Source organism: Martinezella sp. CNPSo 3732, assembly GCF_057784515.1.
Genome location: NZ_JBXSOO010000004.1, coordinates 382,622 through 405,211 on the forward strand (window position 1 = coordinate 382,622; position 22,590 = coordinate 405,211).

Sequence of the window (22,590 nt, forward strand, 5' to 3'; positions counted from 1 at the left end):
ACGTGAAACGTCAGTCAAGAAGCTCTAGCCACTCTGTTTCACGTGAATCATTTTCCTATGCAGAATTCCGAGAAGATTACATCCAGCAAATCTTCCACATCGACCCGTCCGGTAATGCGCCCAAGGCTTGTTGCCGCCTGTCTCAGGTATTCGGCTCTGATATCCAGGCCACGATCTTCCGAAGCCAGTGCAGCCTCAACCGCGTTAAGGCTCTCGGCAAGCAGGGTGCGATGGCGCAGCCGGCTCGGCAAAGCGAGCGACAACATCCCGGAACGGGCCTGCAGATCCTGGCGAAGAAGCTCGTGCAATTCCGCCAGGCCTGAGCCAGTGGTCGAGGAGATCAACAAATCATAGCCGTTGGCTTCTTCCCCGGCATGAATATCCGCTTTCGTACCCATAGTCAGGACCTTACCGGGAAAACCGGGAAAACTCCGCTGCGCCTCACTGCCGATCTCAGCAAGAGACAGAACAAGATCCGCATCCGCAACTGTCCGTAGCGCCCGACGAATGCCTTCGCGCTCGACGACCTCATCCGTTTCCCGCAGGCCCGCCGTATCGTAAAGCTTGACCGCATATCCTTCGATATTCAGATCGACATGCAGCACGTCGCGGGTCGTGCCGGCAATATCGGTAACAATCGCCACCTCGCGCTTTGCCAACGCATTCATGAGACTGGACTTGCCGGCATTGGGCGCGCCTGCGATGACCACCTTCAAGCCATCGCGAATGATTTCGCCGAGATCGGCGCCGGCAAGATGATCGGAAATTTCAAGACGCAGCCGCTTAATATCGGTCCATACCATGTCCGAGACGGAACCAGGCACATCGTCTTCATCAGCGAAATCGAGTTCCGCCTCGATCAGAGCGCGTGCCCGCGTCAGCCTGTCGGCCCAACCGTTATAGAGATTCGACAGCCCGCCGGCCGCATGCTCCAACGCGAGCCTGCGCTGCATCTCCGTTTCAGCACCGATGAGATCGGCAAGGCCCTCCACCTCAACGAGATCCATCTTTCCATTTTCGAGGGCTCGGCGCGAAAACTCACCATGCTCCGCCAAACGACAATGCTCAAAGGTCGAGAGCTCCTTCAGAAGCGCATTCACCACGGCCTTGCCGCCGTGAACATGAATCTCCACGCAATCTTCGCCCGTGAAAGAGGCCGGACCCGGAAAAACCAGCACAAGGCCACGATCAATGACCAGATCGTTACGAGTCCGAATCGTTCTAAGTGCAGCTTGTCGGGGCTGCGGCAACACGCCAGCAAGAGCTTCAGCAATGCGAAGCGCCAGATTTCCGCTGATGCGGATCACGGCGACGCCGGCCGGCAAGCCGCCGCTGGACAAAGCATAGATCGTCTCGTTCATCGTCAGCATAAGATTGATCCGCATCCGAATCGATCGCCTCGCGTTCCTCGAGGTCGGCTTCTGATCCCAAAAAACAAAATCGGGCCGCAATACGCAGCCCGATCATAACATCCTAAAAGCACCGTCAAAGCGCCGATTTGATGAATCCGGCTAAGGATTACGTATTCATCGAATCGAAGAAATCCGGGTTATTCTTCGTCTGCTTGAGCTTGTCGATCAGGAATTCGATCGCGTCGGTCGTCCCCATCGGCGCGAGGATGCGACGAAGAACGAAGATCTTTTGCAGATCCTGGCGCGGAACCAGGAGGTCTTCCTTACGCGTGCCGGACTTGAGGATATCCATGGCAGGGAAGATGCGCTTGTCGGCAACCTTGCGGTCAAGCACGATTTCCGAGTTACCGGTACCCTTGAATTCTTCGAAGATCACTTCGTCCATACGGCTGCCGGTATCGATCAGGGCCGTCGCAATGATGGTTAGCGAACCGCCTTCCTCGATATTACGCGCAGCACCGAAGAAGCGCTTCGGGCGCTGGAGGGCATTGGCGTCCACACCACCAGTCAGAACCTTACCGGAGGAGGGGACGACGGTGTTGTAGGCGCGGCCGAGGCGGGTAATGGAATCGAGCAGGATGACCACGTCGCGACCATGCTCGACGAGGCGCTTGGCCTTCTCGATGACCATTTCGGCGACCTGAACGTGGCGCACGGCCGGCTCGTCAAAGGTCGACGAGATGACTTCGCCGCGCACAGAGCGCTGCATATCAGTCACTTCTTCGGGGCGCTCGTCGATCAGCAGAACGATCAGATAGCAATCCGGATGATTGGCGGTGATCGAATGGGCGATGTTTTGCAGCAGGACGGTCTTACCCGTGCGCGGCGGTGCGACGATCAGACCGCGCTGGCCCTTGCCGAGCGGTGCGACAAGATCGATCACGCGGGGCGAAAGATCTTTCGAGGTGGGAACGTCGAGCTCCATCCTGAAACGCTCGTTCGGATAGAGCGGCGTTAGATTGTCGAAGTGTACCTTGTGACGGATCTTTTCCGGATCGTCGAAATTGATGGTGTTGACCTTCAGCAGCGCGAAATAGCGCTCGCCTTCCTTCGGTCCGCGGATCGGTCCCTCGACCGTGTCGCCCGTCTTCAAGGAGAAGCGGCGGATCTGGGAGGGAGAGATATAGATATCGTCCGGACCGGGAAGATAATTTGCATTTGCGGAACGCAAGAAACCGAAGCCGTCCTGCAGAACTTCGACGACGCCCTCGCCGATGATTTCTACGTCCTGGCTCGCCAGTTCCTTCAGGATTGCAAACATCAGTTCCTGTTTGCGCATCGTGCTAGCGTTTTCGACCTCGAGCGATTCGGCAAAGGCCAGGAGATCGGTCGGGGATTTATTTTTCAGTTCCTGAAGCTTCATTTCAGCCATGAAGGGAATTACTCATTTTTTTAGGAGGGGAAAGGCAATGTTGTTCGTATTCAGAACCGCGATAGGGGCGCTCGCGGGCGACAGAATGGATACATGCCACGAAGAGAGATGGCGGGAAAATAGCGACTCACTTTCTGAACCGCAAGGGGGGCAAACAAAATGAAAGAAATTTAACGCTGCCCCTAATACAGCCCCGCCTCACGCAAACGGCTTGACGACCACGAGAATGACGATCGCGATCATCAAAAGTGTCGGCACCTCGTTCATGAGACGCCAATAACGCGCCGAATGCTTGTTTTCGTCCCTTGCGAAAGCCCGGACCGCAGTGCTGAAATAACCGTGAACGCCCGACAGAATCACGACAAGCCCGATCTTCGCATGCAGCCAGCCGCCTTGGAAATCATACACCGACCAGGCAAGATAAAGCCCAAAAATCCAGGTCAGGATCATCGCCGGGTTGATGATATAGCGCAGCAGACGCTGCTCCATCACCTTGAAGGTCTCCGATTGCTGCGAACCCGGCTCGGCATCGATGTGATAGACGAAAAGCCGCGGCAGATAGAACATGCCGGCCATCCACGAGATGACGGCGATGATGTGCAGCGCCTTGATCCAGAGATAGAGATCGGCCGGATGCCAGGCGAAAAGACCGATCGCGAGCACCGCAAAGATCAGGATCATGAAATAGGCCCGCCGTCCGGCCTTCTGGCCCGGCGCGGAATCCGTCTGCTTTTCCACTGTCATCAGTTCCTCCGTCCCCGCACGCGTTCGACCAGCGCCGCCACATTGGCGGGATCAGCCTGCGGCGTGATGCCATGCCCGAGATTGAAAATCAGCGGGCTATTTCCGAGCTGCTGCAGGATATCGTCGATCCCGTCCTCCAGAGCCTTGCCGCCGGCAACCACGCGCATCGGATCGAGATTGCCCTGCACCGGTCCGTCCTTCTGCAGTTCCCGAGCAAAGGCCAAAGGCACCGACCAGTCGAGGCCGATCGCATCGGCACCAGTCTTCTGCCGATAGGTCTTCAGCAGATAGCCCGCACCCTTGGCGAAGGCGATCACCCGAGCCTGCGGCCGCCGCGCGTTGATCGATGCGATCATCTTTGCGACCGGCTTGATGGCGAAAGCCTCGAATTCTTTCTCGCCAAGCACACCGGCCCAGGAATCGAAAATCTGCACGGCATCTGCACCGGCATCAATCTGGGCCACGAGATAATCGGCTGAAATGTCCGCAAGCAGCATCAGCAGATGTTCGAAGGCCTTGGGATAGCGATAGGCAAACAATCGGGCAGGGGCCTGATCCGGCGTGCCATGTCCGGCGATCATATAGGTCGCAACGGTCCAGGGAGCCCCACAGAAGCCGAGAAGCGTGGTTTCCTGGGGCAAGTCCCGCCGCAGCCGACGCACCGTCTCCATGATAGGCTCCAGATACGTCAAGATGCCCTCCGGTTTCAAAGCCAGGATGCCCGTCTCGTCGATTGGGTCCATTTCCGGCCCATGTCCCTCGGTGAAGCGAACATTCCGCTTCAATGCATCGGGGATGACAAGAATGTCGGAGAAGAGAATGGCAGCATCGAAGCCATAACGGCGGATCGGCTGCAGCGTCACCTCGACGGCGTGCTCTGGTGAATAACAGAGATCGAGAAAGCTTCCCGCCTTCGCGCGCGTTTCACGATACTCGGGTAGATAACGGCCTGCCTGCCGCATCAGCCAGAGCGGGGGAGGGGTGAGCGTTTCTCCGCTCAAGACCCGCATAATCTTCCGGCGTTCATCGGTCACAGACGTCGTCCTATATAAAACCAAACATATATTGAAAGGTTTCTATTTCTTAGAGTCGGTGAGTAGCAAGGATTAAAGTTCATCCCTTGCCTGTCCAATTTGTCGCGCCTCGCGCATAAATCTGGAGAGATTTCGAGATCGCAAGCCGATATGTGGAAAAGAAAGGTGATTCTTCAATCTTTTGAGGAGCTTGAGGAGAAATTCGGCTTTTCGCCTTCTGGGGACAAGTCGGGAATGAGTGAGGTGTTGTCGATCTTATCCACATTGCTCACAGCCACCGCGAAAGCCATCTCTCGAAAATTCCAAATGTGGAAAACTCGACCGTTTTCCACTTGCCCAAGATGGCCCCCTTCCCGTACCTCTCTTTTCTCCCGAGATATCAACAGGTGATGGAAAGTAGCGTGGAAAACCGAACAAGCTTCTTTCATCTGCACCTGATTTCTGACTCAACGGGCGAGACTCTCATCTCCGCCGGCCGCGCCGCTTCGGTGCAATTCCATGCCAGCCAGCCGATCGAGCACGTCTATCCGCTGATCAGAAACCGCAAGCAGCTTCTGCCTGTGTTGGAGGCGATCGACCACAGCCCCGGCATTGTCCTCTATACGATCGTCGATCGCGAGCTTGCCGATTTCATCGCCGAGCGCTGCCGTGAGATGGGCGTACCATCCGTCAATGTTCTTGAGCCGGTCATGAACGTATTCCAGACCTATCTCGGCACGGCATCGCGTCGCCGGGTCGGCGCGCAGCATGTGATGAATGCCGATTATTTTGCCCGCATCGAGGCGCTGAACTTCACCATGGATCACGACGACGGCCAGATGCCCGATGACTATGACGACGCCGATGTTGTCATAATCGGTATCAGCCGCACCTCGAAAACGCCGACGAGCATCTATCTGGCGAACCGTGGCATCAAGACGGCCAACATTCCGATCGTCCATGGCGTGCCGTTGCCGGAAAGCCTTGCCAGGGCGACGAAGCCGTTGATCGTCGGGCTGGTTGCGACGACCGACCGGATTTCGCAGGTTCGTGAAAATCGCATTCTCGGGGCGACCCCTGGCTTCGATCGTGGTGGCTATACGGATCGAGCCGCCATCTCCGAAGAGCTCAAATATGCTCGTTCCCTCTGCGCGCGGCACAATTGGCCGGTCATCGATGTGACTCGCCGGTCCATCGAAGAGACCGCCGCCGCCATTGTTGCCCTGCGACCCAAGCTGCGCTAAGCGCTCCCCATGACTATCTCGGAGGCAGCCGTCATGACCTCGCCCCTTATCCTTGCATCATCCAGCCCATTCCGGCGGATGCTGATGGAAAACGCCGGATTGCATTTTCAGGCTATCGCTGCCGATATCGATGAGCGTGCGATCGAAGCACCACTGGAACTGGGTGGCGCCGGCCCGGATGCGGTCGCGCTCGTGCTGGCAAAGGCGAAGGCAAAAGAGGTGAGCGATCGCTTCCCCGGTTCGCTTGTGATCGGTTCGGATCAGACCATGTCGCTCGGTGCCCACGTCTTTCACAAGCCGAAGTCGATGGCCGATGCGGAAAATCATCTGAGGACGCTATCGGGTAAAACCCATCGGCTGAACAGCGCCATCGCTTTGGCGCGCAACGGCGATATCATCTGGGAACATGTATCCCACGCCGATCTGACCATACGGCAGCTGCCGGCCGACTTCATCCATCGGCATCTGAGCCGCGTCGGCGAGAAGGCATTGTCAAGCGTCGGCGCCTATCAGCTTGAGGGCGAAGGCATCCAGCTCTTCTCGAAAATCGACGGCGACTACTTCACCATCCTCGGATTGCCGATGCTGCCGCTTCTGGAAAAACTGCGAGAGTTGGGGATGATCGATGGATGATTCACGTGAAACACAAAGCGTAAACGCTTTCGTAACGGGTTATCCCGTCAGGCATTCGCGCTCGCCGCTGATCCATGGCTATTGGCTGAAACAGCTCGATCTGGCCGGAACCTACCGCGCCCATGAAGTGGCAGCGGAGGATTTCGCCGCCTTCATTGCGTCCCTGAAAGATGGCACCAGCGGCTTCGTCGGCGGCAACGTCACCATCCCTCATAAGGAAGCAGCCTTCAAACTCGCCGATCGGCCCGACGAACTTTCGGAAGAATTGGGCGCGTCCAACACCCTGTGGCTTGAAAATGGCAAGCTGCATGCAACGAATACCGATGGCCGCGGCTTCACGGCAAACCTCGACGAGCGTCATCCCGGTTGGGATCGCAGCGATCGTGCCGTCATCCTTGGAGCCGGCGGCGCCAGCCGAGCCGTCATCCAGGCCGTGCGCGATCGCGGTTTCAAGGAAATTCATGTGGTCAACCGCACGATCGAGAGGGCGCAGGAATTGGCGGATCGCTTCGGCGAGCGGGTCCATGCTCATCCGATGACCGCACTCGGCGAGGTCATGCAGGATGCCGGTCTCTTTATCAATACGACATCGCTCGGCATGGATGGCGAAGCAGCGCCCCGCATCGATTTCTCTCCCCTTGCCGAAGGCGCCGTCGTCACCGACATTGTCTACGTACCGCTGAAGACGCCGCTTCTCGCCCAAGCCGAGGAACAGGGCTTTGCCATCGTCGACGGTCTCGGCATGCTACTGCACCAGGCCGTGCCGGGCTTCGAAAAATGGTTTGGAAAGCGTCCGGCAGTTGATGAAACCTTGAGGGCATTGATCATCGCCGACATGGAAAAGCACTAATATGATCAGGATCGGGCTCACCGGATCGATCGGTATGGGAAAATCGACCTCGGCAAAACTCTTCGCCGAAGCCGGAATACCTGTGAACGATTCCGATGCGGTCGTGCACGACCTCTATAGTGGCGAAGCCGTTCCGCTGGTCGAGGCGGCCTTTCCGGGCACGACCAGCAGCGGCAAGGTCGACCGGCAGGAGCTCAGCCGAAAGCTTGCCGGCGATCCTTCCGGGTTCAAGCGTCTCGAGGCCATCGTTCATCCGCTGGTGCGCGAACGCGAGCGTCAGTTTCTGGAACGTCAGCGCAAGGCCGGCGCCGATATGGTGATGCTGGATATCCCACTGCTCTTCGAAACCGGCGCCGACAAACGCGTGGATAAAATCGTCGTCGTCAGCTGCGATCCACAGATTCAACGGCAGAGGGTGCTTGCCCGACCGGGCATGACGGAGGAAAAATTCAATATGATTCTCTCCCGCCAGACGCCGGATGCGGAAAAGCGGGCGCGCGCCGATTACGTCATCGATACCGGCGGAAGCATCGAGGCGGCCGGCGAACAGGTCAGAGAGATCATTGCGGATCTGCGGCGCAAACAGCAGAACAAGACATAGGAAAGCGGAGTTTCGATATGCGCGAAATCATTTTCGATACGGAAACCACAGGCCTCGACAACAGGGCCGACCGTATTATCGAAATCGGCGGCATCGAGCTCTTCAACCATTTCCCGACCGGAAAGACGCTGCACATCTATATCAATCCGGGTGACCGCAAAGTGCATCCCGATGCTCTGGCCGTGCACGGCATTACCGACGAGTTCCTGACGGGCAAACCGCTCTTCGAAACCGTCGCAGACGAAATTCTCGAATTTTTCGGCGATGCCAAATGGATCGCGCATAACGCCACCTTCGACATGGGCTTCGTCAATGCGGAGTTCGCAAGGCTTGGCCGCCCGCCGATCCTGCCCGACATGGTGATCGATACGCTGGCCATGGCCCGGCGCAAACATCCGATGGGTCCGAATTCGCTCGATGCTCTTTGCCGTCGCTACGGCATCGACAACTCGCACCGCACGAAACACGGCGCGTTGCTCGACTCCGAACTGCTGGCTGAAGTCTATATCGAGATGATCGGCGGCCGGCAGACGGCCCTTGGGCTTGGCAGTGTCACCGGTTCATCGGCGCGCTCGCGCCAGAACGATGTCGCCGAGGAAATCGTCGTCGATATCTTCGCGCGGCCCGCTCCACTGCCGAGCCGGCTGACCGAGGAGGAACTCGCGGCTCATGCGGCGCTGGTCGCCAAGCTCGGCACGAAGGGAATTTGGTCGAAATACCCTGCTTCCGAATAGAGTATTTTTTCAAGCATCAAAAGGAAATGCCCGGACGTGCGATCCGGGCATTTTCTTTTTCAGAATAGGAAAAACCGAGGCTCAGTTCGGAACGGCCGAAACCTGAGCGCGAGCCTGCTCTTCGGCCATGCGCTGCGTGAACATCTGCGCGAAATCGATGGGGTCGATCATCAGCGGCGGGAAGCCGCCATTGCGCGTGACGTCTGCGATGATCTGGCGTGCGAAGGGGAACAGCAGGCGCGGGCATTCGATGAAGAGCAGCGGCAGCATGTGTTCCTGCGGGAAACCGGTGACGCGGAAGACGCCGCCATAGACCAGCTCGGTGTGGAAGAGTACGCGCTCGCCATCCTTGGCTTCGGCGCTCAGCGTCAGCACGACGTCGAAATCGGAATCCGACAGCGGGTTGGCGTTGACGTTCACATTGATATTGATGTCGGGGGCATTTTCCCGGGCCTGAAGCGAGCGCGGAGCACCCGGATTTTCAAAGGAAAGATCCTTGGTGTACTGAGCAAGGATGCTGAGGCTCGGGCTGGCAGCACCGTTGCCGTTGGTCTCGTTGGCCATGGGGGTGTCCTCTCACGTCTCGATGGGTGTCGCCATCTAGCATTTAGAAAAGGGGCTTACAACCCTTATGGCTCCGGCGCTCCGGAGGCCGTTCTCTAGTCTTCCAGCCGCTTTTGGTCCGACCAGGGCGAGTTGCGGTTCGGCTCTCGATGGAAATCGCCTTCATCGAGATCGACGACGTTTCCGGGTTTGTTCGGCCGGCCCTGCGGTCCTGCACCCGGGCCTTGCCCTCGGCGGAACGCCCGCGAATTGCCGACGACGACGATGCGCTTGCGCAAAACCTGCCAGGCGAGATCGCGTACGGCCGGAATGAAAAGCAGCAAGCCGATGATATCGGAGATGAAGCCGGGCAGCATCAGGAAGAAGGCTGCCACGACGATCATGGCGCCATGCACCATCTCGCGACCGGGATCGCCGCCGTTGCGGCTTTCGGCAGAGATGCGCTGGAGAATGCCAATGCCCTGGATTCTCAAAAGAGCAGCACCGAGCAGCACGCTGAGGATGACCAGCCCCAGTGTCGCCCAGACGCCGATCATTTTTCCGACCACGATGAATCCGGCGATTTCAGCCAGAGGCATCAGAAAAACGACGATAGGAAGAAGTGATAGGCGCATGTTACGGTGGTCCTGAGAGCGTGTTTCTTCGCGTAAGCGTTGGTTTCTCGCATATAATAAAGAAACTGGTCCGCTATTTGAATGATAGATCGATGCGGACTATATGGGGTTTGATCTTTTAATTTTAACGGTGGTTCCGATACGAGATGGGTGCAAACGACTTTGTGACGATCTTTTTCCTGGTGGCGGCGGTGCTGATCTTCTTTCAGCTGCGCAGCGTTCTCGGCCGCCGCACGGGGAATGAGAAGCCGCCGCGCGATCTCTATGGTTCCGCAGATCCGGCCAATGGCCCGACGCCGCCAGATGCCGGCAAGGTAGTCACACTGCCGCGCCGCGATGGTACCGAAGAGGAAGACCGTTTTGCTGCGATCGATGCCTTCACCCCCGCCGGAACGCCGCTCAATGATTCGCTGCGCGACGTAAGCAAGGCCGATCCTTCCTTCAATCCGAAGGAATTCGTCAACGGTGCCCGCATGGCCTATGAGATGATCGTCATGGCCTTTGCCGAGGGCGATCGCAAGTCGCTGAAGGGGCTGCTGTCGCGCGAGGTCTATGACGGGTTCGATGCCGCCATCGCCGAACGCGAAGCCAAGGGCGAAAAGGTCAAATCGACCTTCGTCGGCATCGACAAGGCCGATATCGTCACCGCCGAGGTGAAGGGAACGGATGCCCTCATCACCATGCGCATCGTCAGCCAGATGATCTCAGCCACCTATGACAAGGCCGGCACTTTGATCGATGGCGATGCCGAAGCCGTTGCCGAGATCAGCGACCTCTGGACCTTCGCCCGCGACACACGTTCGCGCGATCCGAACTGGAAACTTGTGGCGACCGAATCGGAACAATGACGAGCCTATCGCAGGACTTCAGGCTGGAGCCGGCAACCTTCGCCGATCTGAAGGGCTGGGAGGAGGACGATCCTTCCAGCCTTTTTCGCGCGATGAAAGACTGTCGCACCCATATCCGCGATGTGAAGCCCTATCGCACGGGTGCGGTGGGACTGACGGCTGAGGATCTCCTGACGCTCCTCGATGCGGCAGACGGGCAGGAACCGCGCAATGCGGCCGAAGCCAGAGCCTTCTTCGAAGAGCACTGCCAGCCCTTCTTCATTCGCCGCGATGGCGGTGCCAGTGGTTTCGTAACCGCCTTCTTCGAGCCGGAAATAGACGTTTCGGCTGTGCCGGGTGGACCCTATCGCTACCCCTTCTATCGCCGGCCGGGCGATCTGATCGATCTGGATGACAGCAACCGACCCGCGGAACTTGACCCATCCTACATGTTCGGACGGTTGCGAGACGGGATAATTTCCGCCTATCCCGACCGCGGCGAGATCGATCGCGGCTATCTCGAAGGCAAGGGCCTGGAGATCGCCTGGGCGAAATCCAAGGTCGATATCTTCTTCGTGCATGTGCAGGGTGCGGCACGTCTGCGCTATCCGGACGGGCGTCTCGGCCGCATCACCTATGCCGCCAAGGCCGGTCATCCCTTTTCGGCGGTCGGTCGCCTGCTCATCGACCGCGGCCTGCTGGATCGCGCGACGATCTCCATGCAGACGATCCGCGACTGGCTCTACGCACACCCCGAGCAGGTCGATGAAGTCCTCTCACACAATCGATCCTATATCTTCTTCCGCGAGGCCGATGTTAGCGATCCCGCTCTCGGGCCGATTGCAGCGGCGAAGGTGCCGCTGGTGGCTGGGCGTTCCCTTGCGGTCGACAGGCTCATCCACACCTTCGGCTTCCCCTTCTTCATCCGGTCTGAAAGCCTGACGCATCTCGACGCCGGCAAGCCTTTCGCCCGGCTGATGCTGGCGCTCGATACCGGCTCGGCGATCGTGGGGCCGGCGCGTGGCGATATCTTTACCGGTTCGGGTTACGATGCCGGGGAGCTCGCCGGTACCGTGCGCAATGACGCCGATTTTTATATACTCATTCCGAAGGCGGCAGCGCAGAGGTTCGGCTGATGGCCCCGGAACGGAAGGATAAGGAACGAAAGCTTAGTACAGAGGACCGCATCCTCTGGGGTAAGGTCGCCAAGAGCACGCGCCCTATGCCGGGCCGGATAGCTGACATCGAGGCTTTCGAAGCCGCACTGCAGGCGGAAGCCGAAATCGAAGAAATCGCCCGCGCCGCAAAGACGAAGCCAGTGTCTCCCTCGGCCGAAACGCAGGAAACTCCGGCGCCGGTCAAGCAGCCCGCCGGCCGTCATCATCCGTTGGAACGTCCGGTCAAGCGCAAGATCGCTAGGGGGCATCTGGCGCTTGAGGCCCGGATCGACCTTCACGGCCTCATCCAGAGCGAGGCTCATGGCATGCTTCTGGATTTCCTGTTGCGCGCCCATAGCCGCGGCCTTCGCCATGTGCTCGTCATAACAGGCAAGGGCAGCTCCATGGGCAGCGAGGGAGCCCTGAAGCGCGCCGTGCCGCTCTGGTTTTCTAAGCCGGAGTTCCGTTTTCTGATTTCCTCTTACGAAACGGCGGCACAACATCACGGTGGTGAGGGTGCGCTCTATATCCGCCTGTCGCGCCTGAAGGGGGAGAAGCTTTGACCCCTTTCGGCGAAGCGGTACGCAAGCTGCGGCTGCGCAAGGGCGTTTCGCAGAAGCAGATGGCGGCTGCGCTGAACGTGACTCCGGCTTATTTATCCGCCTTAGAACACGGAAAGCGCGGTCTGCCGACCTTTGATCTCCTGCAGCGCATCGCCGGGTACTTCAACATCATCTGGGACGAGGCCGAGGAATTGTTCTTGCTGGCGCGGTTTTCCGACCCGCGCGTCGTCGTCGATACCTCCGGGCTTGCGCCGGAATATACGGCCTTTGTCAATCACTTGGCAGGCAAGATCCGCAGCCTTGACGCAGCAACGATCCGCGAACTCTCGAAGGTTCTGGAAAATGCCGGAAAAACCGGCTGAAAACCGCCTTAATCCCCTGTTTTATACCTGATTTCGGGGCCTTCCGTTTGGAACTTCAGGGTGAAACATCCTATATACAAGCTAGGAAAAACCGCTGATTCGCGACCTGAAATCTGAATCCGCTCTAAACTTAAAGAAGTAGAGCATGATGTCGTCCGAAAACCGCTCACACTTTTCGGCATCATGCTCTAGGGATCGGCAGCGTTCTCTAAACACTGGAAAGACTTCAATATATGACTGACACGTCCGTAACCGATAATGGTGGCAACGCCGAGTATGGCGCAGATTCCATCAAGGTCCTGAAGGGACTCGATGCCGTGCGCAAGCGTCCCGGCATGTATATCGGCGACACGGATGATGGTTCGGGCCTGCATCACATGGTCTATGAGGTGGTCGATAACGCGATCGACGAGGCCTTGGCCGGCCATGCCGATATCGTCACGGTGACGCTCAATCCCGACGGTTCAGTCACGGTCACCGACAACGGCCGCGGCATCCCGACGGATATTCACAGCGGCGAAGGTGTTTCGGCGGCTGAGGTTATCATGACCCAGCTGCATGCCGGCGGTAAGTTCGACCAGAATTCCTATAAGGTTTCCGGTGGCCTGCATGGCGTCGGCGTCTCGGTCGTCAATGCGCTGTCCGTCTGGTTGAAGCTGAAAATCCGCCGCCAGGGCAAGATCCATGAAATGAGCTTCACCCATGGCGTGGCCGATGCGCCGCTGAAGGAAACCGGTGATGCGGGCGATGAGACCGGCACCGAAGTCAGCTTCATGCCGAGCTCCGAAACCTTCACCATGATTGAGTTCGATTACAGCACGCTCGAGCATCGTCTGCGCGAACTCGCCTTCCTGAATTCCGGCGTCCGCATTCTTCTGACCGACAAGCGTCATTCCGACATCAGGCAGGAAGAGTTGCTTTACGACGGCGGCCTGGAAGCCTTCGTTTCCTATCTCGATCGCGCCAAGAAGCCGCTGGTTCAAAAGCCGGTATCGATCCGCAGCGAGAAGGACGGAATCACCGTCGAAGTGGCGATGTGGTGGAACGACAGCTACCACGAAAACGTGCTCTGCTTCACCAATAACATCCCGCAGCGCGATGGCGGCACGCATATGGCCGGCTTCCGCGCCGCCCTGACGCGCCAGATCACCTCCTATGCGGACAGCTCGGGCATTACCAAGAAGGAAAAGGTGACGCTGACCGGCGACGACTGCCGCGAAGGCCTGACGGCCGTGCTGTCGGTCAAGGTTCCCGATCCGAAATTCTCCTCGCAGACCAAGGACAAGCTGGTTTCCTCCGAAGTTCGTCCCGTCGTCGAAAGCCTGGTCAACGAAGCCCTCAGCACCTGGCTCGAAGAGCATCCGTCCGAAGCCAAGGTTCTGGTCGGCAAAGTCGTCGAGGCTGCAGCTGCCCGAGAAGCGGCCCGCAAGGCCCGCGAGCTGACCCGCCGCAAGGGCGCGCTGGATATCGCTTCGCTGCCCGGCAAGCTTGCGGACTGCTCGGAGCGCGATCCCGCCAAGTCCGAAGTCTTCCTCGTCGAGGGCGACTCGGCGGGCGGTTCGGCCAAGCAGGGCCGTTCGCGCGAAAACCAGGCCATCCTGCCGCTGCGCGGCAAGATCCTCAACGTCGAGCGCGCCCGCTTCGACAAGATGCTGTCGAGCCAGGAAATCGGTACGCTCATTACCGCGCTCGGCACCGGCATCGGCAAGGACGAATTCAACGCCGAAAAGCTGCGTTACCATAAGATCATCATCATGACGGACGCAGACGTCGACGGCGCGCATATCCGCACGCTGCTGCTGACCTTCTTCTTCCGGCAGATGCCCGATCTCATCGAGCGCGGCCATCTCTATATCGCCCAGCCGCCGCTCTATAAGGTGACGCGCGGCAAGTCGGTGCAATATGTCAAGGACGAGAAGGCACTGGAAGAATATCTGATCGGACAGGGCACGGACGATGCAAGTCTGCGCCTCGGCAATGGCGAAGTCCGCACCGGTCAGGATCTGCGCGAGGCGATTTATGACGCGCTTCGCCTGCGTACGCTGATCGACAATCTGCATTCCCGCTACAATCGCGCTGTCGTCGAACAGGCCGCTATTGCGGGGGCTCTCAACGCCGAAATGGTCAGCAATCCCACGCGTGCGGAGGCGCTCGCCAATGACGTTGCCAAGCGGCTCGATGTCATCGCCGAGGAAACCGAACGCGGCTGGAGTGGCGCTGTGACGGGCGAGGGTGGCCTGCGCTTCGAGCGCACCGTACGCGGCGTCAAGGAAGTCGTCTTCCTCGACATGGCGCTCATCGGTTCGCAGGATGCTCGCCTCATCGATCAGCTCGGCGCGCGGCTGAAGGAAGTCTATGTCACACCGCCAAAGCTCGTTCGCCGCGATGGCGAGACGGAGATTTCCGGCCCTCGCCAGCTGCTGGACACGATCTTTTCCGGCGGCCGCAAGGGGCTGACATTGCAGCGTTATAAAGGTCTCGGCGAGATGAATGCCGAGCAGCTCTGGGAAACGACGCTCGACCCGAACGTCCGCTCGCTGCTGCAGGTGAGGGTCACGGATGCGACCGATGCCGACGGCTTGTTTGCCCGGCTCATGGGCGATGAAGTCGAGCCGCGGCGCGAGTTCATTCAGGACAATGCGCTGAACGTCGCCAATCTCGACATCTGATCGCTCGAAGAAGATGCAAAAAAGGCCCGCCAGATAATTTTGGCGGGCCTTTCTTTTTATCAATTACTTGGCAACGAAAGTGCCGTTGAAGGCGAGCCCCGAAAGCGGATTGCGCTGGCTCGGAACTTCGCGCTCGCGCAGCTTTTCCGGAAGCTGGTTCTTGTCGCCGATCTTGCCGATCGCAACGGCAGCCTCGACCCGGAAGCCGTCGGGAACGCCGAGAACCTCATACGCCTTCTCGACGTGGAAGCCGGTCATGCCATGGGCTTCATAGCCGGCTAAATGCGCCTGGATCGCCAAGAAGCCCCAGGCCGCGCCCGCATCGAAAGAATGACTGTAGCTGGGCTTCTGCTCAGCGGAGCCGAGTTCCCCACTGTGGGTGCGGGAAATGACGAAAAGCAGCGCACCAGCGGATTTCACCCAGCCCTGATTGAAGTCGATCAGGACGCTCAAAAACCGATCCCAATGTTCCGAGCCGCGCAGAGCATAGAGGAAACGCCAGGGCTGCAGATTCGAGGCGGAGGGTGCCCAATGCGCCGCTTCCAGGATGGTCAGCAGGTCGGCTTCCGGCAGGGTCTCATTGGAAAAGGCGCGCGGCGACCAGCGGTCGAGAAAGAGCTTGTCGATCGGATATTGGGATTCGCGGCTATTACTTGATGTCATGAGGGCTTCTTCCTTGGTGAACGTCTGCCGCGGGCGATCGAAACTGGCCGTTGGCTGGTTATAAATAGAGGATGGAAACTTAAACTCGGGCAGCCCAGCTCACGTCTAGCTCCTCGCGGAAGGCGAAGCGCTTGAGGTGGTCGGCAACGACGCTCTGCATGCGCTCGAGGTCTTCGGGCTTCTCGACCGTCAGCGTCATGACGAGGTTGCTGGGCTCGGCGGCCAGATCGAGGAAGTTTTCCGCGCTGAACGGCACCCTGCCGGCAACCGCATCGAATTCCACGCTGAAGCGATGACTCCAATGCTTGCAGAGCTGCTGGAGATAGCGGCTGGCATGGTCGGTCCTGACGTTGGAAACGGATGTCGCCATGGGATTTCTCCGATAAACCTGATCGCAAACGCGTCATTTGATACATAGAGGCATCTGCATTCGCCAGGTAGACAGTCTGTTTCAAGTTTGCGTTATTCCAGTGAAATTCTGTTCCGCTATGCTCCGCGCCTATAGGAACGCGTGCGAGCGGAGACAGAGCCTTGCTGGTAAATGGAAAATGGACTGAGGATTGGCAGCCGGTCCAGGCCAAGGATGAGAAGGGCGGTTTCGTTCGCCAGATTTCGAGCTTCCGCAACTGGGTCACACCCGATGGTCGTGCAGGACCGACGGGTGACGGCGGTTTCAAAGCAGAGGCCGGCCGCTATCATCTTTACGTCGCTCTGATCTGCCCCTGGGCTTCACGTACCCTGATTGGCCGCAAGCTGAAGGGTCTGGAAGAGGTCATTTCCGTTTCCGTCGTCCAACCCGTGTTGTCCAAGCAGGGCTGGCGGTTTGGCGACTATCCCGGTGCGACGAACGATCCGATAAACGGCGCTACCTACATGCACGAGATTTACACCAAGGCCGATTCTGTCTTCACCGGACGCGCAACCGTGCCTGTTCTTTGGGACAAGCAGAAAGGCACGATCGTCAACAACGAATCCTCCGATATCCTGCGCATGCTGAATGACGGCTTCGGCGATCTTGCCCGCAATGACATCGATCTCTATCCGGCCGGCAAGCGGGATGAAATCGACAGTTTCAATGCCCGGATCTATCCCGCTCTCAATAATGGCGTCTATCGGACGGGCTTCGCCACGACGCAGATCGCCTATGAAGAAGCCTTCAGCGAAGTCTTCGATTGCCTCGATCAGATCGAAACCGACCTGGAGGGCAGGGATTTCCTCTTTGCCGACAATCCGACGGAAAGCGATATCAGGCTCTTCGTCACCCTCGTCCGTTTCGATGTCGCCTATCACGGCCTGTTCAAATGCAATCTCCGCCGCCTGTCGGATTATGCCAATCTGCAGTCCTTCTGCCGTCGGATGTTCGATTGGCCAGGTGTTGCCGAAACCGTTGACTTCGATCATATCAAGCGCGGCTACTACTCGATTTCGACGCTCAATCCCACCGGCATCGTGCCGCTGGGGCCAGCTCTCGACGAGCTGTTCTGATACTCGACCGAGTATCGAAACCGGTCTAAGGTCCGCCCGTCCGATGGAACAGGGAGGATCGTCATGGATTGGGAGCAATTCCGGCAGTGGTCGGAGAAGGCGGCCAATTGGGGCGCGGATTATCGTGCATCGCTGCGCGACAGGCCGGTCCGGGCGAAGACGGCGCCGGGCGAGATTGCGGCTCATATCGCCGATTCCCCACCGGAAACGGGCGAAACCATGGCGGATATCTTCAAAGATTTTGAGGATATCCTGGTGCCCGGCATGACGCATTGGCAGCATCCGCGCTTTTTCGCCTATTTTCCTGCAAATGCCGCGCCCGTTTCGGTGGTTGCCGAATATCTGGTCAGCGCCATCGCCGCCCAATGCATGCTGTGGCAGACATCGCCCTCTGCGACCGAACTTGAAACGAAGGTCGTTGACTGGCTGCGCCAAGCCCTCGGCCTGCCTGAAACCTTCACCGGCGTCATTCAGGATTCCGCCTCGACCGCGACCCTTGCGGCTGTGCTGGTCATGCGCGAAAGAGCGCTGGGCTGGCAGGGCAACAAAAGCGGGCTTGCGGCCAACAAGGCAGTCCGTATCTATTCGACAGATCAGGTCCATACCTCCATCGACCGGGCCATCTGGATATCAGGTGTCGGCGAGGAAAATCTGGTGCGGATTTCCACCGGCGGTCCCAACAAGGCCATGGATCCGAAAGCACTTGCCGATGCGATCGAGCGTGATCGCGCTGCCGGTTTGCTGCCGGCCGGCGTCATCGCCTGCGTCGGTGGCACCAGCGTTGGCGCCTGTGACGATATCGCCGCCGTTGTCGAAGTTGCCCATGCCCATGGGCTTTATGTCCATGTCGATGCCGCGTGGGCTGGCTCGGCGATGATCTGCCCGGAATTCCGCACCCTATGGCAAGGTGTCGAACGGGCCGATTCCGTCGTCTTCAACCCGCATAAATGGCTCGGTGCGCAATTCGATTGCTCCGTCCAGTTCGTGCGCGAGCCGGAGACGCTGGTCCGCACGCTGGCGATTCAGCCCGAATATCTGCGCACGCACGGCCATGATGGCATCATCAATTATTCGGAATGGTCGGTGCCGCTGGGCCGCCGCTTCCGTGCGCTGAAGCTCTGGTTCCTGTTGCGCTATCACGGCTTGGAAGGCTTGCGGACGATGATCCGCAACCATGTCGCCTGGTCGCGGAATCTGGCGAAGCGCCTGGCTGCAGAGCCGGATTTCGAAATTGTCACCGAGCCGTTCCTGTCGCTGTTTTCCTTCGATCACAAGGCGCCCGAGGGGGGCGATCAGGAAAGCCATACCCAGCGGCTGCTGAATGCGATCAACAATGACGGCCGTATCTATCTGACGCAGACTCGTGTTTCCGGGCGTCTGGTTATCCGTTTCCAAGCCGGCCAGTTTGAGGCGACGGCTGATGATATCGACACCGCCTTCGACGTCATCGTTGAAATCGCCAGATCATTATCCTCGGCTTAGAAAAGCTGTTTTTCCAGCGCGGAGGGCCAAGCCATGCTAGGCTCCCTAAAATCGCCTGATGACACTGGTAAATAGTTCGTTCATATATGGCGTCATCAATTTCGTCTTTGAAAATGCAGGGAAGGAAAATCCATGAAACTGTTGCGTGTTGGCGAAGTCGGCAAGGAAAAGCCGGCGCTTCTGGATAGCGACGGCAAGATCCGCGATCTCTCCGCCCATGTTGCCGATATCGGCGGCGAGGCGATTTCGCCCGCAGGTCTTGCGAAGATCGCAGCCCTCGATCCGAAAAGCCTGCCCGAGTTGCCGGAAGGCCGTCTCGGTGCTTGCGTTGCCGGCACCGGCAAGTTCATCTGCATCGGCCTGAACTTCTCCGACCACGCCGCCGAAACCGGCGCCACCGTGCCGCCGGAGCCGATCATCTTCATGAAGGCGAGCTCTGCCATCGTCGGCCCGAACGACAACGTGCTGATCCCGCGCGGTTCTGAAAAGACTGACTGGGAAGTCGAGCTCGGGGTCGTCATCGGCAAGACCGCAAAATATGTCAGCGAAGCCGACGCTCTCGACTATGTCGCCGGTTACTGCGTTTCCCACGATGTCTCCGAGCGCGCCTTCCAGACCGAGCGTTCGGGACAGTGGACCAAGGGCAAGTCCTGCGACACCTTCGGCCCGATCGGCCCCTGGCTCGTTACCAAGGATGAAATCGCTGATCCGCAGAATCTCGGCATGTGGCTGAAGGTCAACGGCAAGATGATGCAGAACGGCTCGACCAGGACCATGGTCTATGGCGTTGCCTACCTCGTCTCCTATCTCAGCCAGTTCATGTCGCTGCATCCGGGCGATGTCATTTCCACCGGCACGCCTCCGGGCGTCGGCATGGGCATGAAGCCGCCGCAGTACCTCAAGCCGGGCGATGTCGTCGAGCTCGGCATGGAAGGCCTGGGCACGCAGAAGCAGACCTTCCTGGCCGACGCGTAAGGGGTGCGAAGCTCCGGAACTTTAACCTTTTGAGATCATTGTTGATGCCGGGGAAGCGATTCTCCGGCGTTTTTTATCGATAAGAACCAATTGTAGTTATGTTGCTCTGCAGCAAAAACTGCTAGGTTGGATCATAAGGAAGGATGAGGATCGCGCCTGAGGAGCCGTCATTATCCTGCTGCGCAGCGCCGACTGGAGGAGCGCCGCAGTGAAGGCATCGACACGCAAGACGCGTGCGCTTCAATGATTTAGGTGATTTGTGCGGCCGGATGCCTCGCATCACGAAAGGTAAAGCCCCGATGTTTTATCAGTTTTATGAACTCAACCATGCCGCTCTCGCCCCCTTTCGCGCCGCAGCAGACATGATGCGCCTGGCCTATGCCAATCCCCTCAATCCCCTTTCGCATACGGTATTCGGCCGCACCCTGACGGCCAGTCTCGAGGTCTTCGAGCGCACCACCCGGCGCTACGGCAAGCCGGAATTCGGCCTGCCTGAAACCGAGATTGAGGGCAAACGCGTCTCCGTGCACGAAAAGATCGTTTGGAAGAAGCCCTTCTGCAATCTCATCCATTTCGAGCGCAGCCTGCCCGCCGGCCACGGCGCCGATCCGCGTATCCTGATCGTCGCGCCAATGTCGGGCCACTATGCGACGCTGCTGCGCGGCACCGTGGAGGCGCTGCTGCCGGGCGCCGATGTCTATATCACCGACTGGATCGATGCCCGCATGGTGCCGATGACTGAAGGTACCTTCGATCTGGAAGACTACATCGATTATGTCATCGAGATGCTGCACCACCTCGGGCCGGATACGCATGTCGTTGCCGTCTGCCAGCCGTCCGTCCCGGTCCTTGCCGCCGCTGCCGTGATGGAAGCTGCGGGCGATCGCCTGGCACCCTCGTCGATGACGCTGATGGGCGGCCCGATCGATACCCGCATCAATCCGACGGCGGTCAACCAGCTTGCCAAGGAAAAGCCGCTGGAATGGTTCGCCGACAATGTCGTCATGAACGTGCCCTGGCCGCAGCCGGGCTTCCTGCGGCCCGTCTATCCCGGCTTCCTGCAGCTTTCCGGCTTCATGTCGATGAACCTCGATCGCCATATGATCGCCCACAAGGACTTCTTCGTGCATCTCGTCAAGAATGACGGCGAGCCGGCCGAGAAGCATCGTGATTTCTACGACGAATATCTGGCTGTCATGGATCTGACGGCGGAATTCTATCTGCAGACGGTCGATCAGGTCTTCATCAAGCACGCGCTGCCGAAGGGCGAGCTTATGCACCGCGGCGAACGTGTCGATCCCTCCGCCATCCGCAACATCGCGCTTCTGACCGTCGAGGGCGAAAACGACGATATTTCCGGCGTCGGCCAGACGCATGCGGCACAGACCATCTGCACCAATATCCCCGAACATATGCGCATGCACTATCTGCAGCCGGATGTCGGTCACTACGGCGTCTTCAACGGCTCACGCTTCCGCCGCGAGATCGCGCCGCGTATCCTGGCCTTCACCCGCGAGCATGCCCGCACCGGTCACTCGGTCGTCAAGCGTGTCATCAAGGGCGGCAAATCTGCCTAGAGCCGGATGATTTCAGGTCTGTTCGACCTGAAATCTGAATCCGTTTCTAACTCAAAAAGCTATAGCGGGATGTCGCCCGAAAACCGCGCACACTTTTCGGCATCCCGCTCTAAGAGAACAAGTAAAATCAATGGGATAAATCCGTCCCGGAGCATTGTCGGCGCCCGAACCGCTTTTGCTGTGCAAACTATTAGCTTTTGTTGAATTATCCGGGCGGATTCAAACACTTGTCCGATTCAGCCTCGCGATCCCATTGAAGCCTCACGAAGAGGTTACCATCTCGATTCCAGCGGTACCGCAAAGATCGGGCCGTTTACCGCGCCGCGCGTCCTTGGAACGCGCTGAGATGCAGGTAGAGCTTTAAAAACCGCGCAGAAGCCTGACCAATGACCGGTAACGGTCGAGGGGCGATGCGCCGTGCGAGGATACCTGACAATGAACCAATCTGCATTGCTTCGACCGGATTGGACTCCGGCTACTATTGCCCTGATGGTGCTTGGCTTCGTGGTCTTCTGGCCGCTTGGCTTTGCCATGCTCGCCTATATTCTCTTCGGAGAACGTTTGCGGGAATTCAAACGGGATGTAAACGAAAGGACCGACGGCATGTTTGCTGGCTGCGGACGTTATCGCAATCGTCATCGCCACTCCTATTCCTCCACCGGCAACGTCGCCTTCGACGACTGGCGCCGGGCAGAGCTCGAGCGCCTCGAACAGGAACGCCGCAAGCTGGACGAGATGCGCGCCGAGTTCGACTCCTACGCCCGCGAACTACGTCGTGCCAAGGATCAGGAAGAGTTCGACCGTTTCATGCGCGAGCGCAACAACGTCAAGCGCAATGACAATGGCGGCTCGCCGACCGAATTCCAGACGCCGTGACGGAAGCTCCGTCACGAGGTCAAAGCCGGCATCGCTCGATGCCGGTTTTTCTTTGCCAGAAATCGCAAAGCAAGTCGCGTAAAAGTGCGCAGCGGTTTTGCGATAACGACATGCGTAAATCAAAGACCAAAGCGCACGGAGCGAATCTGAAAGATTGCGACGCGCTTTGGCGA

23 protein-coding genes are annotated in these 22,590 nt (G+C 58.6%); 15 read left to right on the top strand and 8 right to left on the bottom strand.

Features of this window, described 5'->3' with window-relative positions; translation table 11 throughout:
* Positions 1-47 precede the first annotated feature (47 nt).
* The 4 genes from mnmE to hemE form a co-directional block, all read right to left on the bottom strand.
* Complete coding sequence (gene mnmE, locus AC13RM_RS12410) at positions 48-1,385, bottom strand: tRNA uridine-5-carboxymethylaminomethyl(34) synthesis GTPase MnmE (RefSeq protein ID WP_374823686.1); 1,338 nt, start codon at positions 1,383-1,385, stop codon at positions 48-50.
* Between the two features lie 133 nt (positions 1,386-1,518).
* Positions 1,519-2,784, bottom strand: a complete 1,266-nt coding sequence (gene rho, locus AC13RM_RS12415; RefSeq protein ID WP_015341775.1) for a transcription termination factor Rho — start codon at positions 2,782-2,784, stop codon at positions 1,519-1,521.
* A gap of 198 nt (positions 2,785-2,982) precedes the next feature.
* Complete coding sequence (gene hemJ / locus AC13RM_RS12420) at positions 2,983-3,528, bottom strand: protoporphyrinogen oxidase HemJ (RefSeq protein ID WP_208409520.1); 546 nt, start codon at positions 3,526-3,528, stop codon at positions 2,983-2,985.
* Positions 3,528-4,562 carry a uroporphyrinogen decarboxylase gene (hemE, locus tag AC13RM_RS12425; RefSeq protein ID WP_488555112.1) on the bottom strand — a complete coding sequence of 345 codons (1,035 nt, stop codon included), beginning with the start codon at positions 4,560-4,562 and terminating at the stop codon, positions 3,528-3,530. Before hemE ends, hemJ begins: the two co-directional genes overlap by 1 nt.
* A gap of 401 nt (positions 4,563-4,963) precedes the next feature.
* On the opposite strand from hemE, the gene AC13RM_RS12430 reads away from it, so the two are divergent.
* The 5 genes from AC13RM_RS12430 to dnaQ are packed head-to-tail and all read left to right on the top strand — an operon-like array spanning position 4,964 to position 8,603.
* Positions 4,964-5,785, top strand: coding sequence for a pyruvate, water dikinase regulatory protein (locus AC13RM_RS12430; protein ID WP_440477879.1), 822 nt, complete (start codon positions 4,964-4,966; stop codon positions 5,783-5,785).
* Between the two features lie 33 nt (positions 5,786-5,818).
* Positions 5,819-6,418, top strand: coding sequence for a Maf-like protein (locus tag AC13RM_RS12435; protein WP_488555113.1), 600 nt, complete (start codon positions 5,819-5,821; stop codon positions 6,416-6,418).
* On the top strand, positions 6,411-7,268 hold the full coding sequence (locus tag AC13RM_RS12440; RefSeq protein WP_488555114.1) for a shikimate dehydrogenase: 858 nt from the start codon (positions 6,411-6,413) through the stop codon (positions 7,266-7,268). The genes AC13RM_RS12435 and AC13RM_RS12440 overlap by 8 nt, the downstream gene beginning before the upstream one ends.
* Position 7,269: 1 nt before the next feature.
* Positions 7,270-7,869: a dephospho-CoA kinase gene (gene coaE, locus AC13RM_RS12445; protein ID WP_488555115.1), complete on the top strand. Its 600-nt coding sequence runs from the start codon at positions 7,270-7,272 to the stop codon at positions 7,867-7,869.
* Between the two features lie 17 nt (positions 7,870-7,886).
* Positions 7,887-8,603, top strand: a complete 717-nt coding sequence (gene dnaQ, locus AC13RM_RS12450) for a DNA polymerase III subunit epsilon (RefSeq protein ID WP_488555116.1) — start codon at positions 7,887-7,889, stop codon at positions 8,601-8,603.
* Between the two features lie 81 nt (positions 8,604-8,684).
* Here the strand turns inward: dnaQ and secB are convergent, their stop codons facing one another.
* Together secB and AC13RM_RS12460 are read right to left on the bottom strand one after the other, a co-directional pair.
* Positions 8,685-9,167, bottom strand: coding sequence for a protein-export chaperone SecB (gene secB, locus AC13RM_RS12455; RefSeq protein WP_069613913.1), 483 nt, complete (start codon positions 9,165-9,167; stop codon positions 8,685-8,687).
* Between the two features lie 95 nt (positions 9,168-9,262).
* Positions 9,263-9,781 carry an FxsA family protein gene (locus tag AC13RM_RS12460; protein WP_095433401.1) on the bottom strand — a complete coding sequence of 173 codons (519 nt, stop codon included), beginning with the start codon at positions 9,779-9,781 and terminating at the stop codon, positions 9,263-9,265.
* 146 nt (positions 9,782-9,927) lie between these two features.
* Between AC13RM_RS12460 and AC13RM_RS12465 the strand changes: the two genes are divergently transcribed.
* The 5 genes from AC13RM_RS12465 (at position 9,928) to gyrB (ending at position 15,359) form a co-directional block, all read left to right on the top strand.
* Positions 9,928-10,629, top strand: a complete 702-nt coding sequence (locus tag AC13RM_RS12465; RefSeq protein ID WP_488555117.1) for a Tim44/TimA family putative adaptor protein — start codon at positions 9,928-9,930, stop codon at positions 10,627-10,629.
* Positions 10,626-11,744 (top strand): murein transglycosylase A, encoded by a 1,119-nt coding sequence (mltA, locus tag AC13RM_RS12470; protein ID WP_488555118.1) that lies wholly within the window; start codon positions 10,626-10,628, stop codon positions 11,742-11,744. Before AC13RM_RS12465 ends, mltA begins: the two co-directional genes overlap by 4 nt.
* Positions 11,744-12,328 (top strand): Smr/MutS family protein, encoded by a 585-nt coding sequence (locus AC13RM_RS12475; RefSeq protein WP_488555119.1) that lies wholly within the window; start codon positions 11,744-11,746, stop codon positions 12,326-12,328. The genes mltA and AC13RM_RS12475 overlap by 1 nt, the downstream gene beginning before the upstream one ends.
* A complete protein-coding gene (locus AC13RM_RS12480) occupies positions 12,325-12,690 on the top strand; it encodes a helix-turn-helix domain-containing protein (RefSeq protein WP_015338176.1) in 366 nt (121 codons plus the stop codon). Before AC13RM_RS12475 ends, AC13RM_RS12480 begins: the two co-directional genes overlap by 4 nt.
* A gap of 233 nt (positions 12,691-12,923) precedes the next feature.
* Complete coding sequence (gyrB, locus tag AC13RM_RS12485; protein ID WP_285175592.1) at positions 12,924-15,359, top strand: DNA topoisomerase (ATP-hydrolyzing) subunit B; 2,436 nt, start codon at positions 12,924-12,926, stop codon at positions 15,357-15,359.
* Positions 15,360-15,422: 63 nt separating this feature from the next.
* On the opposite strand, the gene AC13RM_RS12490 is transcribed toward gyrB, so the two are convergent.
* Together AC13RM_RS12490 and AC13RM_RS12495 are read right to left on the bottom strand one after the other, a co-directional pair.
* Positions 15,423-16,022, bottom strand: coding sequence for a nitroreductase family protein (locus AC13RM_RS12490; protein WP_285175591.1), 600 nt, complete (start codon positions 16,020-16,022; stop codon positions 15,423-15,425).
* A 79-nt stretch (positions 16,023-16,101) separates the two neighbouring features.
* Entirely contained in the window at positions 16,102-16,392 is a 291-nt protein-coding gene (locus AC13RM_RS12495) for a DUF2218 domain-containing protein (RefSeq protein ID WP_285175590.1), read from the bottom strand.
* Between the two features lie 161 nt (positions 16,393-16,553).
* Here AC13RM_RS12495 and AC13RM_RS12500 point away from each other — a divergent pair, with 161 nt between their 5' ends.
* The 5 genes from AC13RM_RS12500 (at position 16,554) to AC13RM_RS12520 (ending at position 22,417) form a co-directional block, all read left to right on the top strand.
* Positions 16,554-17,507 (top strand): glutathione S-transferase family protein, encoded by a 954-nt coding sequence (locus tag AC13RM_RS12500; protein WP_374823720.1) that lies wholly within the window; start codon positions 16,554-16,556, stop codon positions 17,505-17,507.
* 63 nt (positions 17,508-17,570) lie between these two features.
* Positions 17,571-18,989 (top strand): pyridoxal phosphate-dependent decarboxylase family protein, encoded by a 1,419-nt coding sequence (locus tag AC13RM_RS12505; RefSeq protein WP_488555120.1) that lies wholly within the window; start codon positions 17,571-17,573, stop codon positions 18,987-18,989.
* A gap of 132 nt (positions 18,990-19,121) precedes the next feature.
* The gene (locus AC13RM_RS12510; protein ID WP_167078383.1) at positions 19,122-19,964 is read left to right on the top strand and encodes a fumarylacetoacetate hydrolase family protein; all 843 of its coding nucleotides are present in this window, start codon (positions 19,122-19,124) and stop codon (positions 19,962-19,964) included.
* 299 nt (positions 19,965-20,263) lie between these two features.
* Entirely contained in the window at positions 20,264-21,541 is a 1,278-nt protein-coding gene (locus tag AC13RM_RS12515; RefSeq protein WP_285175587.1) for a polyhydroxyalkanoate depolymerase, read from the top strand.
* 435 nt (positions 21,542-21,976) lie between these two features.
* Positions 21,977-22,417: a DUF2852 domain-containing protein gene (locus AC13RM_RS12520; protein ID WP_167078379.1), complete on the top strand. Its 441-nt coding sequence runs from the start codon at positions 21,977-21,979 to the stop codon at positions 22,415-22,417.
* The last annotated feature ends 173 nt before the right edge of the window (positions 22,418-22,590 follow it).

What these genes read in the sequence shown, in the direction of transcription:
- mnmE (WP_374823686.1), bottom strand. Translation starts at nt 1,385, where the DNA reads ATGCGGATCAATCTTATGCTGACGATGAACGAGACGATCTATGCTTTG.
- rho (WP_015341775.1), bottom strand. Translation starts at nt 2,784, where the DNA reads ATGGCTGAAATGAAGCTTCAGGAACTGAAAAATAAATCCCCGACCGAT.
- hemJ (WP_208409520.1), bottom strand. Translation starts at nt 3,528, where the DNA reads ATGACAGTGGAAAAGCAGACGGATTCCGCGCCGGGCCAGAAGGCCGGA.
- AC13RM_RS12435 (WP_488555113.1), top strand. Translation starts at nt 5,819, where the DNA reads ATGACCTCGCCCCTTATCCTTGCATCATCCAGCCCATTCCGGCGGATG.
- AC13RM_RS12440 (WP_488555114.1), top strand. Translation starts at nt 6,411, where the DNA reads ATGGATGATTCACGTGAAACACAAAGCGTAAACGCTTTCGTAACGGGT.
- coaE (WP_488555115.1), top strand. Translation starts at nt 7,270, where the DNA reads ATGATCAGGATCGGGCTCACCGGATCGATCGGTATGGGAAAATCGACC.
- dnaQ (WP_488555116.1), top strand. Translation starts at nt 7,887, where the DNA reads ATGCGCGAAATCATTTTCGATACGGAAACCACAGGCCTCGACAACAGG.
- secB (WP_069613913.1), bottom strand. Translation starts at nt 9,167, where the DNA reads ATGGCCAACGAGACCAACGGCAACGGTGCTGCCAGCCCGAGCCTCAGC.
- AC13RM_RS12460 (WP_095433401.1), bottom strand. Translation starts at nt 9,781, where the DNA reads ATGCGCCTATCACTTCTTCCTATCGTCGTTTTTCTGATGCCTCTGGCT.
- AC13RM_RS12465 (WP_488555117.1), top strand. Translation starts at nt 9,928, where the DNA reads ATGGGTGCAAACGACTTTGTGACGATCTTTTTCCTGGTGGCGGCGGTG.
- mltA (WP_488555118.1), top strand. Translation starts at nt 10,626, where the DNA reads ATGACGAGCCTATCGCAGGACTTCAGGCTGGAGCCGGCAACCTTCGCC.
- AC13RM_RS12475 (WP_488555119.1), top strand. Translation starts at nt 11,744, where the DNA reads ATGGCCCCGGAACGGAAGGATAAGGAACGAAAGCTTAGTACAGAGGAC.
- gyrB (WP_285175592.1), top strand. Translation starts at nt 12,924, where the DNA reads ATGACTGACACGTCCGTAACCGATAATGGTGGCAACGCCGAGTATGGC.
- AC13RM_RS12490 (WP_285175591.1), bottom strand. Translation starts at nt 16,022, where the DNA reads ATGACATCAAGTAATAGCCGCGAATCCCAATATCCGATCGACAAGCTC.
- AC13RM_RS12495 (WP_285175590.1), bottom strand. Translation starts at nt 16,392, where the DNA reads ATGGCGACATCCGTTTCCAACGTCAGGACCGACCATGCCAGCCGCTAT.
- AC13RM_RS12505 (WP_488555120.1), top strand. Translation starts at nt 17,571, where the DNA reads ATGGATTGGGAGCAATTCCGGCAGTGGTCGGAGAAGGCGGCCAATTGG.
- AC13RM_RS12510 (WP_167078383.1), top strand. Translation starts at nt 19,122, where the DNA reads ATGAAACTGTTGCGTGTTGGCGAAGTCGGCAAGGAAAAGCCGGCGCTT.
- AC13RM_RS12515 (WP_285175587.1), top strand. Translation starts at nt 20,264, where the DNA reads ATGTTTTATCAGTTTTATGAACTCAACCATGCCGCTCTCGCCCCCTTT.
- AC13RM_RS12520 (WP_167078379.1), top strand. Translation starts at nt 21,977, where the DNA reads ATGAACCAATCTGCATTGCTTCGACCGGATTGGACTCCGGCTACTATT.